We start from the raw sequence: 14,413 nt of genomic DNA, 5'->3' as shown, positions 1-14,413 counted from the left end.
AAAAATATTTACATATTCTTTTTAATACTTTAGGTGGGGAGTCATTAACTTATTTATACATAAAGGATTTTAAATATTTCTTGCCATTTTCATCCATCGGAAAATAGGAATCAGGCAAAAAATCGCAATAATTACGATCAAATTTAGATAGTTTTGGTAACCTAAAGCGTCCCCTAGTAGCCCGCTCAGGCTATAAAGTCCCCCGCTTATAGTAGCCATCAAGGCGACCTGAAAGGTGAAATCAGTCCCTGCCAGATGCTTGCGACTGTATTGCATCACCAAGGTCAGCATAACCACTAGGAGCATGGCCGATACCATATCTTCAACAGCATTAATGAGATAAATGATCCAGTTTGCTACTTTGTTCTGGGCTTCATATTGTGCAGCCAGCCAGGCATAAGCGATTAGACTGAGTATTTTCAGAATAGAGAAAATCATTAAACTCCAGCTGCGCGACCAGTATTTCAAACACCAGCCTGCTAGCCCTGCGCCAATTAATGCTGCAAAAGCACCAAGCATGGTGACATAAATACCGATCTGACTAAAACTCAGTCCCAAATCGACCATCAAAGGTTTTAATAAGGGCCCAGACAGACCATCCGCCACTTTAAAGGTTAGTAAAACCAGCAGCCATGTCGCCAAGGTAGAATCAGCTAAAAAATATTGAAAATAGGCTTTGATTCTAGCCGGAGCAGGTAATTTCTCAGATGATGAAGAAATCATCTTTTGATGATCTGGTTCTTTAAACCATAACACCGGTAAAGTATTCAGAAAGACCAGAGCTGCCAGTAGCAAAAAGGTCATCTGCCATTGCAAAAAGTCGAGTAACCACAGGATTGCCCCGCCTCCAACAATAAAGCCCAAGCGGGAGCCAATCACCTGAAAGGTATTGCCCCAGTGTTGCTGTTCATTTTTCAGAATATTGACTGCCAGTCCATCAGTAGCAATATCCTGAGTAGCACCGATCCCATTCATTACTAACAACGTGATAAAAAAGATCAGCAGATACAGCGGCTGGTTTAAGGCTTGGATCGGCAAGAAAGACAGTCCTATCAGCACAGCGACAGAAAGCCATTGCAAAGGAATAATCCAGCTTCGATAATGGCCTCTGGATCTTGATCCATAGCGATCAACTAAAGGTGCCCAGAAGATTTTTATCGACCATGGCAGCATGAGCAGGCCAAAGCCACCAATATGTGCCAGAGATACGCCTTCAGCCCGCAGAATGACCGGCAAGGCATGGGTCATAAACCCGACCGGGAGCCCCTGTGCCCAATATAGGGAAAACAATAAAATATAAGTATTCCGCATATTCAGCGCAGGTCCTTAAGGTAAAAATGCTAAAAGCATCCATCATCGCTATACATTTTGCCAATGATCCAGATTTTTCAACAGTCTAATATGATCAAAAATAAAGAAAAATACGTTTCAGGATGAGACATCGATGAGTACAACACGCTTTCCCAAACTCCCTCCATTGGTTCCCTCCCGCGGAGGTAAACTGAGCCAAACCCTGTTTAAACAGCTATTTTTGGCTCAGGGCTGGCAGCTCAAAGGCGAGTTCCCTAACCTGCCTAAAGCAGTGGCAATTATTTCCCCACATACCTCGAATATCGATGCCTGGTTAGGCTTTAATGCTCTACTCGGTCTGGGTATTCAGATTACGATTTTTGGTAAAGACAGCCTGTTTCGTACTCCGCTTAAACCCATTCTGGAATGGATCGGTGTAGTTCCTGTAGTACGCGATACACCGCAAGGTCATACCCGACAGATTGTTGATGTGATTAATAAAGCAGACCGGATCTGGGTGGGTATGGCACCAGAGGGTTCTCGCAAGGCGCCAGAAAAAATCCGCAGCGGTTTCTACCACATTGCCAAGGCAGCCAATTTGCCGATCGTGATGTTTTCCTTTGACTATGATATCAAGACCATTCATATCCTCGGTGTATATCACCTGACAGGTGATTATGAATATGATCTGGAACAAATCTATAAGCATTATGAAGGTAAATTTTCGGCCAAAAATCCGGATTGGGTCGCCAAGCCGTTACAAAAGCTTTTGAAAAAAGACTAGGCAAAACTGGCTTTTTTTGATGTGATAGCCTGAATTTTGTTGATTTAATCGCCAGTTTTTTATAATGAAATTAACCCGTTATGCTCTGATTGGCTGCCTGGGTTTAAGCCTTGCAGCATGTGATAAAGCTACTAAAACCCCAACAACCTCTACTCCTCTTCAGGCTCGTGAACCTGTGGTGGCTATTGCACTCGGTGGTGGCGGTGCCAAAGGCTTTGCCCATATCGGGGTACTCAAAGTCCTCGAATCGCATAGCATCAAACCGAAGATTGTTACTGGCACCAGTGCCGGAAGCTTCGTGGGCAGCCTGTATGCCAGCGGCAAATCTCCTTATCAGTTGCAGCAAATCGCCTTGAACTTTAAGGAATCTGATATTCGTGATTTAACCTTGAACCGTCAAGGGATTATTGCCGGACAGAAACTGCAGGATTTCGTCAATAAAAATGTGGCGAATAAACCGATTGAACAGTTCCCGATTCGCTTCGCGGCAGTGGCAACCCGCTTGGACAATGGCCGTAAAGCTGATTTTATTAAAGGCAATGCCGGACAAGCCGTGCGTGCCTCTTGCAGTATTCCGAATGTCTTTGTACCCGCTGTAATTGGCGGTACAAAATATGTCGATGGCGGTCTGGTTAGCCCAATTCCAGTAAAAACGGCCAAAGATATGGGAGCTGATATTGTTATTGCCGTAGATATTTCTGCCCGTCCGGACAGCAATAAAGCGCTCAACATGTGGGGCGTACTGGACCAGACGATTAATATCATGGGTCAGCAAAGCATCAATGAAGAACTCAGCCAGGCCAATATTGTAATCCAGCCTAAAGTAGGCCATATCGGCACATTGGATTTAAAAGCCAGCAATGAAACCATTCTTGAAGGTGAAAAAGCCGCGCAACTGAAAATCCGTTCAATTGAAAAAGCCATCAGTGATTTTAAGCAGTCTCCGGCTGCATTCAAGCCTGCACGACCGGCAAAATTTTAATCAGAAATTTTTTATATTCATCTGCTGCAGCATCTGCTACATTGGAAGTAAATCATATAAAGATGATGATTAATTAAATACTTAGCAATATAGGTCACGATATGGAATTAGTTCTTGAACCTTGGCACTGGTTTGTATTGGGAATACTTCTTATTCTTTCAGAATTACTCCTGCCCGCTTTTGCTGCCCTCTGGTTCGGGATTGGTGCCATTATGGTCGGCATTCTGTACTGGATGTTCCCGATGATGGGATTGACCACTCAAATCCTGACCTGGATCATCCTGTCTGTTCTTTGTACCTTGCTCTGGTTCAAGTTTATCAAGCCACTTTCTATCGACAAGACCAAAGCCGGCTTGTCGCGTGAAGCAACCATTGGCCAAATTGGCATGGTGATCCAGACCGATCTTGAACAGGATCAGATCCGGGTCCGGTTTCCGCTGCCTGTTTTAGGCTCGGATGAATGGGATTGCCGCGCTCTGGATAAAGTTCAAGTCGGAGATCGTGTCCGTGTTGTCGATATCTTGGGAAATGACCTGGTTGTACAGCCCCACAGCACTCAATATCAAAACGAAAAAGGTGAATAAATTATGTCTGCTGGCACTATCATTGTTATTGCGTTCTTGGCCTTTGTTGCGATTACCATTTTTAAAGGTGTACGAATTGTTCCACAAGGCTATAAGTGGATCGTGCAACGTCTGGGTAAATACCACACCACGCTTAATCCTGGCCTGAATTTTGTCATACCTTATGTAGATGAAGTGGCTTATAAAGTCACCACGAAAGATATCGTTTTGGATATTCCTTCGCAGGAAGTAATTACCCGTGATAACGCAGTTCTGCTGATGAATGCGGTAGCTTATATCAACCTGACAACTCCTGAAAAAGCGGTGTACGGGATTGAGAACTACTCATGGGCAATTCAGAACCTGGTACAAACTTCGCTACGTTCGATCGTGGGTGAAATGGATCTGGATGATGCCTTATCTTCGCGTGATCATATCAAGGCACGTTTAAAGTCCAGCATTTCTGATGATATTTCAGACTGGGGAATCACCTTAAAGACGGTTGAAATCCAGGATATCAAACCTTCTGTAACCATGCAGACGGCGATGGAAGAACAGGCAGCGGCAGAGCGTCAACGTCGTGCAACCGTCACTAAAGCGGATGGTGAAAAACAGGCCGCCATTCTGGAAGCTGATGGTCGTCTGGAAGCGTCACGTCGTGATGCAGAAGCGCAAGTCGTACTGGCAGAATCTTCACAGCGTGCGATTGATATGGTGAGTCAGGCAATTGGCGATAAGGAAATTCCTGTGGCTTATCTGTTGGGTGAACAATATGTCAAAGCCATGCAGGATATGGCCAAGTCTCCAAATGCCAAGACTGTGGTCTTGCCTGCCGATGTGCTGAATACCATTCGCGGTGTGATGGGACGTCACTAAATTTCAGAGATACTTCACAATAGGCAGCCAATTGGTTGCCTATTTTCTTTCAAAATAAGAAAATCTCAGCAAAGATTGTGAATTTATGGTTAAATTTCGCGTTTATTTTTGAAATCCTCTGGATTCGATGTTGCCTGGCTTTCGGGTTAAAGTCTTTCGCATCTGTCATAATCCTTGTTTCGATCTACTGTCCAACTTAAAAATGGATACCGTATGAGCTCCCTAAATCCAACCTTAATTACCTTTCTTTTTTATATTGTCGGCATGGTCGTAATTGGCCTGATGGCATACCGCGCGACAAACAACTTTTCTGATTACATCTTAGGGGGCCGACGTTTAGGTAGTTTCGTAACTGCACTTTCTGCAGGGGCTTCCGACATGAGTGGCTGGCTGCTGATGGGCTTGCCGGGTGCAATTTATCTTTCAGGCCTGTCTGAAATGTGGATTGCGATTGGTCTGATTATCGGTGCCTGGCTGAACTGGCTGCTGGTTGCGGGTCGTTTACGGGTCCATACCGAAGTCCAGCATAATGCCCTGACCCTACCGGACTATTTCTCGAACCGTTTTAACGATCAGAAAAAAGTACTGCGTGTGGTTTCTGCATTTGTCATTCTGATTTTCTTTGCAATTTACTGTGCTTCAGGCATGGTGGCAGGGGCGCGGCTGTTCGAAAGTATGTTCGACATGTCTTATAGTACAGCGCTCTGGATCAGTGCGATTGCAACGATCAGTTATGTGTTTATTGGCGGTTTCCTAGCAGTCAGCTGGACGGATACCATTCAGGCAACCCTGATGATCTTCGCCCTGCTTCTTACGCCAATCGTAACCATCCTGACTTTTTCAGATATGTCGCAAGTTACGCTCGCTTTGGAAGCCGCACGTCCACAGGCCATGAACTTGGTCGGTGATCTGAGTACCATCGCGATCCTGTCATTAATGGCATGGGGTTTGGGTTATTTTGGTCAGCCGCATATTTTAGTGCGTTTCATGGCCGCCGATTCAGTGAAGTCGATTCCAAATGCACGCCGTATCGGGATGACCTGGATGACGCTTTGTTTGGGTGGTGCAGTGGCCGCAGGTTTCTTTGGTATTGCCTATTTCCAGCAACATCCGGAACTCGCTGCTGTGGTGAATGCCAATCCTGAAACCGTGTTTATGGAACTGACTAAAATCCTGTTCAATCCATGGATTGCCGGTGTGGTTCTGGCGGCAATTTTGGCCGCGGTGATGAGTACGCTTAGCTGTCAGTTACTGGTGTGTTCAAGTACCCTGACTGAAGACTTCTATAAATCATTCCTACGTAAAAATGCCTCACAAAAAGAACTGGTTTGGGTCGGTCGTTTGATGGTGCTTCTCATTGCTTTACTGGCGATCTGGATGGCTGGTAATCCTGAATCTAAAGTGCTTGGTCTGGTGGCGTATGCCTGGGCAGGTTTTGGCGCTGCTTTTGGTCCACTGATTATTCTGTCTCTGTTCTGGAAACGTATGACCTTGAATGGTGCCTTGGCAGGCATGATCGTTGGTGCATGTATGGTGATTCTGTGGAAGAATACTATTGGTGGAACAGGTCTTGGTTTTATTCCAGCCGGCATCTATGAAATTATTCCAGGCTTTATCTGTTCTTGGATTGCGATTGTAGTTGTAAGTCTCTTAGGCAAAGCACCAACAGCTGAAATTACAACACGCTTTGAACAGGCAGAACGTCTGTATAACGAAAGCAAATAATTTAATATAAAAGAAAAAGAGGACTTTAAGTCCTCTTTTTTATGCTCGTTTTCAGCTGATTTCAGGAAGATTAGTTTATTCAAATCAGCTTTTACGTGTCAGCAGGAACTGGGTAATCTGCATCAGGTCATCGGCTTGACTTTCAAAATGATTCAGTGCAGTCATGGCCTGATCATGTAATTGCTGTGCATAGGCTTGGGCTTGCTCTAAACCCATCAATGCAGGATAAGTTGACTTCTCCACTTGTTCATCCTTGCCCGCCGTTTTACCCAGCACTTCTGTATCAGAAATAATATCCAGAATATCGTCCTGCACCTGGAAAGCAAGACCAATGGCTTGCCCGAATTCACGCAATTTTGGAATGGCCAGATCAGTTCCTTCAAAGATCGTCACCGCTGCCATCATAATCGCTGCACTGATCAAGGCACCGGTTTTATTTCGGTGAATCGTCTCCAGTGCTTCCTGATCAATTTTTTTGCCTTCGGCCTGTAAATCCAGTACCTGACCATTGACCATTTTCGAGGAAGCAGTCGCCAGAATCTGCATCTGCTTCAAGACAATCGCAGGTTCTACTGCAGGCCCCTGATCAAACAGACGACTACCCAGAATTTCAAACGCCATAGATTGCAAAATATCACCCGTCAAAAGAGCCGTATCTTCACCAAAAGCAGCATGACAAGTGGGCTGACCACGACGTAACAAGTCATTATCCATACATGGCAGATCATCATGTGCCAGTGAATAGCAATGAATAAACTCGATCGCAACTGCGGCACGGCGTACCGCAGCACTATTCTGATTCGGTTTTAAAGCGGCAGTGGCATAACAGAGTGCTGGACGTACCCGCTTTCCTCCTAGCATTACGGCATGATGTACTGCCGACTTTAACGGTTCCGGAATGGAAAAGGCTTCCAAAGCAGTCATTAAATCGTGTTGAATCCGTTGTTGTGCTTGAGTTAGTGCATGGGTTGATACGTCAGTGATAGATGACACATTCGCCTCGAATACGTAGCCAGAATAATAAAATGACAGTTTATAAGTGCCTGTCTGTTATCAGGCATTGTACCTAGAATTGCTTTGAATTTTCAGTCTTAAATCCAAATGTTGTTTCATAATTCTGTATTTAGACTGAAAATTTGAGATAGAAAATCTGCATCAATAAAAGAACCACCAGAGAACTGATGGTTTTACTTAGGCTAATTTCTCAAGAAATAATTTTAAGAAAGAACATCTTCAGGAACACGCACCCAACCTTCCATTAGCACACGCGCACTACGACTCATGATGGCTTTTTTTACTTTCCATTCTCCATTTTCCTGCACCGCTTGCGCACCCACTCTTAAGGTACCGGAAGGATGACCAAAGCGGACTGATTCACGTTCACCGCCACCTGCAACACGATTAACCAAGGTTCCCGGAATCGCTGCCGCTGTTCCAATCGCTACAGCGGCTGTTCCCATCATGGCATGATGCAACTTACCCATCGATAAGGCACGGACCAGAATATCGCTATCTGTTTCAGTGACTTCCTTACCACTAGAGGACGTATAAGTCTTTGGCGGAGCCACAAAAGCGATCTTTGGCGTATGCTGACGTGTAACAGCTTCACTAATGTCCTGAATCAGACCCATCTGTTGAGCAGCATAGGCTCGGATGGTTTCAAACTTCACCAAGGCAGCTGCATCATTATTGATATGGTCCTGTAACTCGGTACCGTTATAGCCCAGATCTTCTGCCTTTAAGAAAACTGTCGGGATCCCGGCATTAATCATCGTTACTTCAAAGCTGCCAATATTCGGTACTTCTAGCGTATCGGTTAAATTTCCGGTCGGAAACATTGAACCGCCCTCGGCATCATCATCGGCAGGATCCAGAAATTCAATCTGTACTTCGGCTGCTGGGAAAGTTACGCCATCCAGCTCAAAATCACCTAATTCCTGAACCTGACCATTCTGCATCGGTACATGGGCGATAATGGTTTTCTGAATATTCGCCTGCCAGATTCGCACCGTACACAGCCCATTTTCAGGAATACGTGCAGGATCGACCAGGCCATTGGAAATCGCAAATGCCCCAACTGCTGCAGTCAGATTGCCACAATTACCACTCCAGTCCACAAAAGGTCGATCAATCGATACCTGACCAAAAAGATAATCCACATCATGATTTTCTTGCTGACTTTTAGTCAGAATCACGGTTTTGCTGGTACTTGAACTGGCACCGCCCATCCCATCAATCTGTTTGCCATAAGGATCCGGGCTGCCGATCACTCTTAATAATAACTGGTCCCGAATTCGGCCTGCCTGTTGTGCAGCAGCAGGTAAATCGTCCAGTTTAAAGAACACCCCTTTACTGGTGCCTCCGCGCAGGTAAGTGGCCGGGATTTTGATTTGGGCAGCGAAACTCATGAATACTTTCTTCCTCTGGCTTGTCTTTATTCTGATCAAAATTATTGAATATTTCTGAGACGAGTATAATCGGTTTAAAGCCAAGTAGCTGCCTTGCCCGACCTAAGTATAAAAAAACAGCATTTGTGTCGAGTTAAAAAAACAGCAAACTCATCAGTTACATTTTCAATAAAATTAATATATTGATTCACATATCTTTTATTCTATTTATTTTTATAATTTTTTTTTATAAATACGATAATAATATTTCATCCAGACGGGTGCTCTAGGCTTCTTATCTTTGTTCCATTACAATCTTTATACCTATTTCTTACATTGTCGGGCTGAACACTTTGAATAACGAGTCTTCACAACTTCAGCGTGGCTTAAAGAACCGTCATATTCAGTTGATCGCCATGGGCGGTGCAATTGGCACAGGCTTATTCTTAGGTTCCGCACAGGTGATCCAATCTGCGGGTCCTTCTATTATTCTTGGCTATGCCATTGGTGGCTTAATTGCATTCTTAATCATGCGTCAATTGGGTGAGATGATTGTTCATGAACCTGTAGCAGGTTCATTCAGCCATTTTGCTTATAAATACTGGGGCAAATTCCCTGGTTTCCTTGCGGGTTGGAACTACTGGATCTTATATATCCTGGTGGCTATGACCGAGCTCACCGCCGTTGCAAAATATATTAATTACTGGTGGCCTCATATTCCTGCTTGGACCTCAGTCCTGTTTTTCTTCATCGTAATTACGCTGGTCAATCTCGGCAATGTGAAATTCTACGGTGAATCAGAATTCTGGCTGTCTATTGTGAAAGTGACTGCGGTCGTTTCCATGATTGTCTTTGGTCTCTATCTGATCCTGACTGCTGATGCATCTTCAGGTGCTTCTTTCAGCAACCTTTGGACAGCAGGCGGTTTCTTCCCGAATGGCTTTGAAGGCTTATTTTATATGCTAGCTTTCCTGATGTTTGCCTTCGGTGGGATTGAATTGATCGGGATGGCAGCAGCAGAAGCTGAAAATCCAGAAAAAACCATTCCAAAAGCGATTAATCAGGTCGTATTCCGTATTCTAGTGTTTTATGTAGGTGCCTTGACCATTCTGTTGTCATTAGTACCTTGGAACCAGCTGGAACTGGGTGGTCTAGATAAAAGCCCGTTTGTGATGATCTTCAGCCAGCTGGGGATTGACTGGGCAGCACATCTGCTGAACTTCATCATCCTGACAGCGGCACTCTCTGTTTATAACAGTGGTATGTATGCCAATAGCCGTATGCTTTATGGTCTGGCACAGCAAGGTAATGCCCCTAAAATCTTCAAGACCGTGAACAAGCAAGGGGTGCCAATTCCTGCAGTTCTGTTCTCTGCCCTGCTGATTTTCGGCTGTGTACTTCTAAATTACTTTGTTCCTGAAGATGCTTTAAGTCACCTGATTTATGTGGTGGTAGGTGCATTGGTACTGAACTGGGCCATGATTAGTCTGACTCACTTCAAGTTTATGCAAAGCATGAAGCAGTTAGGACAAAAGACCAGTTTCCCTGCATTGTGGTCACCTGCAAGTAATATTCTGGTTTTAGCTTTCATTGCGACCATTCTTTACATCATGTGGACACAAGGCTTTAAAGAATCGGTACTGATGCTTCCGATCTGGGTAGTGATCATGTTTATTCTGTTTAAGGCACTGCGCCCTAAGAATTAATCAAAAAATCTTTTAATCGATGATTTTTAAAGTTATTGCTTCGGCAATAACTTTTTTTTTGCATTTTTTACAGTACAATAGCCTTCTTTCGCGCCCTTAGCTTAACTGGATAGAGCAGTTGCCTCCTAAGCGACCGACGTGGGTTCGAGTCCCGCAGGGCGCACCATCTTTTCAAAATGTGATCTATACTTCAAAAAATCAGCGTTAATCTTCATATTTTTAGAATATTTTTTATACAAAAAATCATTTTTTCTCCATTATTTTATTTCTTTTACTTTCAAATACTTATTTTAAAATACGACTATTTTTTGGTGCAAAAACTCTATTTTGGTGCTTTTTTAGACTAATTAGTTTTTTCTAGAGCATTTACTCTTATTTTAATTGTGCTATTTTTGTCACATGGAGTAACAAATGATTGCGGATAAATACCCGAAATCTCCAAGAATTTAATAAGTGCAAACAACAACGCTAGATATAAATTTGTACCTCAAGGAAAGACGTAAATGAAATTAAAAACATTAACTACTGCAATGATTCTTGCAACTGTGCCTATGACAGGCGCATTTGCAGCAGCACTAGATCGTTCAGGCCAATCTATTGCAGCCTTCCTACAACCTGGTAACTATGTTGAAGCAGGTATTTCTGTTTTAGACCCATCTGTATCTGGTAAAGCTAATGCAGGTTATACACCTAACGCTGCTATTCCTACAGCATTAGCTGGTCTTGAGAATACCTCTCTATCAGACATGGGTGAAGATTATTACTTCCCAAGTGCAGCATTAAAGTTTCAAGTAGCTGATAAATTATCAGTGGGTCTTTTATACGATCAACCTTTTGGTGCTGATGCAGCCTATTCAGTTGGTGATGCTGGAGCAAACCCAGCATTAGCAGGCTTGGGGCTTCCAGCTGCATTATTTGCTGGACAGGGCTTATTCCATGATGGCCAAGAAGCAACTGAAGTAGAAGTTACAACCGAAAATTTAACGTTCCTATTAGGTTTCCAACCAACTGAAAACTGGAATCTATATGGTGGTGCAGTATACCAGACCGTTAAAGGGAATGTTCAATTACGTGGTACCGCATACGGTTCTACTATTGCATTAGGCCAATATAATGCAGATATGAAAGAAGATTCTGCAGTAGGCTGGATTGCAGGTTTAGCTTACCAAATTCCTGAAATCGCATTAAAAGCATCTTTAACGTATCGCTCTGAAATTGATCACGAAGCAGCAACGAATGAATATGGTACAAGCTTAGTTTTAACTGGTTTAGTTCCTGGACCAGGTGCGGTATATAACGAAAACACTACTACCAAAATTACAACTCCACAATCTGTAAACCTTGATTTCCAAACTGGTATCATGGCTGACACAGTCGCTTTTGCTAATGTGCGCTGGGTAAACTGGGAAGATTTTTCAATTCGTCCTGAACAGTTTGGTACAGTTTCAGAAGCTTTAGGTGCCGCAGGCTTAACCCCAGATAATCCAAATGGTTTTGACTTAGTGGGTTATACAGATGATCAATGGTCAGCTACTGTAGGTGTAGGCCGTAAATTTAATGAAAAATGGGCAGGTAATGTCTCTGTAGGTTGGGATTCAGGTGCAGGCAACCCTGTTTCAACTTTAGGTCCAACTGAAGGTTACTGGAACGTTGGCCTAGGTCTACAATTCTCACCTGCTGCAAACTACTTTATCGCTGGTGGTGTGAAGTACTTCTGGTTAGGTGATGCTAAAGCTCAACCTGCATCAATGTTTGGTACAGGAAACTCTGTGGCACAATTTGAAGATAACCATGCTTTAGGTTATGGCTTAAAAATGGGCTATCGCTTCTAATTCCTGTTAGTTAATAAAAACCACCTTCGGGTGGTTTTTATTGTCTCATTTATATTTTTATACACCCGTATACTATTCGATGCTTTTATCACCAATCAAATTTTGCCTAAATTTTGTTTTTAATATATTTTGATAAAAATTATTATTTGTTTATTTTCATTAAGTTAATCAAAAAAATATAGTATAAATACTCTAAGCAATCATTTTTTATAACCGCCATAGTTCATTTCTTGGACGAAGTGGAGCATTTACTCTTTTTAAATTTGTGTTACTTTTCCACAACTTTTATTAATATTTATGCAACATTGTCAAGGATGAGCCATGAAGCTTAAGCCAATCTCTATCGCTATTCTTCTTTCTAGCCTGCCTACTTCTCTCGTGTTCGCTGCCGGTTTAGACCGTTCAGGCCAGTCTATTCAGGCTTTTTTACAACCTGGTAACTATGCAGAAGCAGGAATTTCTGTTCTTGATCCAACTGTGAAAGGGACATCTAAAGTATCTGCTTTTGAAGGTGAAAAAATTAACGACATGGGGGAAGATTACTATTTCCCCTCTGCTGCAATTAAAGTTCAAGCAACAGACAAAATTTCTTTAGGCTTGATCTATGATCAACCTTTTGGAGCAGATGCAACATACGCTGAAACTGCTGGTTCTTTTGGTAATGGTGTAGAAGGTACATCAGTTGATGTTGACACACATAATTTAACTGCCCTCATTGGTTATCAACCTACAGAAAACTGGAATTTCTATGCTGGTCCAGTGTGGCAAACTGTTGAGGCTGATATTAAATTACGGGGGGGTGCTTATTCTTTATTAAGTGGCTATAACATTCAGCTTAAACAAGAAGAAGCCTTTGGATGGCTTGCTGGATTTGCTTATCAAATTCCTGAAATTGCATTAAAAGCTTCTGTTACCTATCGTTCAGAAATTAAGCATAAAGCAAAATCTTCTGAACAGTCTGATTTAGCTCTTTTAGGACAACAACTTCCTGATGCAGGTCATCCTTTAAGTCCAGCAAAACCATTATTGGCGACTTTAGGTGAAAGAGAAAGCACTGTTGAGGCGGTTACACCTCAGTCGGTAAATATTGATCTACAGTCAGGTATCGCTCAAAATACTATTGCTTTTGCAAATCTTCGTTGGGTTCATTGGGACCAATTTGCTGTGACACCATCTTTACTCGCTCAAGCTTCAGCCTTGGCAAAAGAAAAAGCACAAAATCTGATCGATTACTCTAATGATCAATGGTCAGCAACAGTCGGTGTAGGTCGCAAATTCAATAATAAATGGTCAGGTTCAGCTTCTGTAGGTTATGACTCAGGTGCAGGCAACCCTGTAACGACTTTAGGTCCAACTGAAGGTTACTGGAATGTAGGCTTAGGTGCTCAATATAGCCCTGCTGAGAATTACTTTATTCAGGCTGGCGTAAAATATTTCTGGTTAGGCGATGCCCAAGCACAAACTGGCGGTACTATTGTAGGTGATTTTGAAGACAACCATGCCATGGGTTATGGCCTAAAAATCGGCTACCGTTTCTAAGCAATAAAGAGTTTTACTCTAATAAAAAAAGGCACCCTTTGGTGCCTTTTTTTAATTTCAAACTTAAAAATTAAGCTGGAATATTACGTACTGATGCATTACGAATTGCTTCTTTCAATGCGTCATAACCATGAATTGGCGGGAATTGCGGGAATTCTGCAATCACATTCTCTGGTGCGTCGAACAGGAAGCCATGATCTGCTTCACCCAGCATTGTGGTATCGTTATATGAATCACCGGCTGCAATCACACGGAAATTCAGACCGTGTAATGCTTTTACTGCCTGACGCTTCTGATCTGGCTGGCGAAGTTTATAAGCAGTGATCATGCCCTCTTCATCAGTTTCCAGCTTATGACAGAAAATCGTTGGCCAGCCTAGTTGCTTCATTAAAGGATGAGCAAATTCATAGAAAGTATCAGATAGAATAATCAGCTGAAAATGAGTACTTACCCATTCTACAAATTCTTTGGCGCCTTCGAATGGTCCCATATCCGCAATCACAGCCTGGATATCATTTAGACCCAAACCATGCTGTTTTAAAATATTCAAACGCTGGGTCATCAACACATCATAGTCAGGAATATCACGTGTCGTTGCTTCGAGCTCTTTAATACCTGTTTTTTTAGCAAAATTGATCCAGATTTCTGGAACCAAAACGCCCTCTAGATCTAGACATACGACTTCCATGAAGCATCCCCTCAGTTGTATTGAAAAAATTTTGCCCTATC

Annotated in this window: 12 protein-coding genes and 1 tRNA gene; 9 read left to right on the top strand and 4 right to left on the bottom strand. The window is 42.9% G+C overall.

What is annotated here, in order from left to right; all coding sequences use genetic code 11:
• Nucleotides 1–69 precede the first annotated feature (69 nt).
• A complete protein-coding gene (locus tag FTU00_RS04345; protein ID WP_180179175.1) occupies nucleotides 70–1,311 on the bottom strand; it encodes an MFS transporter in 1,242 nt (413 codons plus the stop codon).
• Between the two features lie 133 nt (nucleotides 1,312–1,444).
• Here FTU00_RS04345 and FTU00_RS04340 point away from each other — a divergent pair, with 133 nt between their 5' ends.
• The 5 genes from FTU00_RS04340 (at nucleotide 1,445) to putP (ending at nucleotide 6,220) form a co-directional block, all read left to right on the top strand.
• Nucleotides 1,445–2,074 carry a 1-acyl-sn-glycerol-3-phosphate acyltransferase gene (locus FTU00_RS04340; RefSeq protein WP_180179174.1) on the top strand — a complete coding sequence of 210 codons (630 nt, stop codon included), beginning with the start codon at nucleotides 1,445–1,447 and terminating at the stop codon, nucleotides 2,072–2,074.
• Between the two features lie 64 nt (nucleotides 2,075–2,138).
• Nucleotides 2,139–3,056: a patatin-like phospholipase family protein gene (locus FTU00_RS04335; protein ID WP_180179173.1), complete on the top strand. Its 918-nt coding sequence runs from the start codon at nucleotides 2,139–2,141 to the stop codon at nucleotides 3,054–3,056.
• A gap of 101 nt (nucleotides 3,057–3,157) precedes the next feature.
• On the top strand, nucleotides 3,158–3,640 hold the full coding sequence (locus FTU00_RS04330; RefSeq protein WP_004783073.1) for an NfeD family protein: 483 nt from the start codon (nucleotides 3,158–3,160) through the stop codon (nucleotides 3,638–3,640).
• A gap of 3 nt (nucleotides 3,641–3,643) precedes the next feature.
• On the top strand, nucleotides 3,644–4,495 hold the full coding sequence (locus tag FTU00_RS04325) for an SPFH domain-containing protein (RefSeq protein WP_005234507.1): 852 nt from the start codon (nucleotides 3,644–3,646) through the stop codon (nucleotides 4,493–4,495).
• Between the two features lie 213 nt (nucleotides 4,496–4,708).
• Nucleotides 4,709–6,220 (top strand): sodium/proline symporter PutP, encoded by a 1,512-nt coding sequence (putP, locus tag FTU00_RS04320; protein ID WP_004783075.1) that lies wholly within the window; start codon nucleotides 4,709–4,711, stop codon nucleotides 6,218–6,220.
• 84 nt (nucleotides 6,221–6,304) lie between these two features.
• Here putP and FTU00_RS04315 read toward each other — a convergent pair whose 3' ends face one another.
• Together FTU00_RS04315 and prpF are read right to left on the bottom strand one after the other, a co-directional pair.
• Nucleotides 6,305–7,213, bottom strand: coding sequence for a farnesyl diphosphate synthase (locus tag FTU00_RS04315; protein ID WP_180179172.1), 909 nt, complete (start codon nucleotides 7,211–7,213; stop codon nucleotides 6,305–6,307).
• Nucleotides 7,214–7,437: 224 nt separating this feature from the next.
• A complete protein-coding gene (gene prpF, locus FTU00_RS04310; RefSeq protein ID WP_180179171.1) occupies nucleotides 7,438–8,628 on the bottom strand; it encodes a 2-methylaconitate cis-trans isomerase PrpF in 1,191 nt (396 codons plus the stop codon).
• Nucleotides 8,629–8,960: 332 nt separating this feature from the next.
• Between prpF and FTU00_RS04305 the strand changes: the two genes are divergently transcribed.
• The 4 genes from FTU00_RS04305 (at nucleotide 8,961) to FTU00_RS04290 (ending at nucleotide 13,684) form a co-directional block, all read left to right on the top strand.
• Nucleotides 8,961–10,313: an amino acid permease gene (locus FTU00_RS04305; RefSeq protein ID WP_166139632.1), complete on the top strand. Its 1,353-nt coding sequence runs from the start codon at nucleotides 8,961–8,963 to the stop codon at nucleotides 10,311–10,313.
• Between the two features lie 90 nt (nucleotides 10,314–10,403).
• Nucleotides 10,404–10,479 (top strand) — tRNA-Arg (locus FTU00_RS04300).
• 337 nt (nucleotides 10,480–10,816) lie between these two features.
• Nucleotides 10,817–12,145 carry an OmpP1/FadL family transporter gene (locus tag FTU00_RS04295; RefSeq protein ID WP_180179170.1) on the top strand — a complete coding sequence of 443 codons (1,329 nt, stop codon included), beginning with the start codon at nucleotides 10,817–10,819 and terminating at the stop codon, nucleotides 12,143–12,145.
• A gap of 321 nt (nucleotides 12,146–12,466) precedes the next feature.
• On the top strand, nucleotides 12,467–13,684 hold the full coding sequence (locus tag FTU00_RS04290) for an OmpP1/FadL family transporter (RefSeq protein WP_180179169.1): 1,218 nt from the start codon (nucleotides 12,467–12,469) through the stop codon (nucleotides 13,682–13,684).
• A 70-nt stretch (nucleotides 13,685–13,754) separates the two neighbouring features.
• Here the strand turns inward: FTU00_RS04290 and thrH are convergent, their stop codons facing one another.
• Nucleotides 13,755–14,372 (bottom strand): bifunctional phosphoserine phosphatase/homoserine phosphotransferase ThrH, encoded by a 618-nt coding sequence (gene thrH, locus FTU00_RS04285; protein ID WP_125279669.1) that lies wholly within the window; start codon nucleotides 14,370–14,372, stop codon nucleotides 13,755–13,757.
• Between the last annotated feature and the right edge of the window lie 41 nt (nucleotides 14,373–14,413).

Source organism: Acinetobacter sp. YH12041, from assembly GCF_013419975.1.
Taxonomy (GTDB): Bacteria; Pseudomonadota; Gammaproteobacteria; order Pseudomonadales; family Moraxellaceae; genus Acinetobacter.
This window is presented reverse-complemented; position numbering and strand designations above follow the sequence as displayed.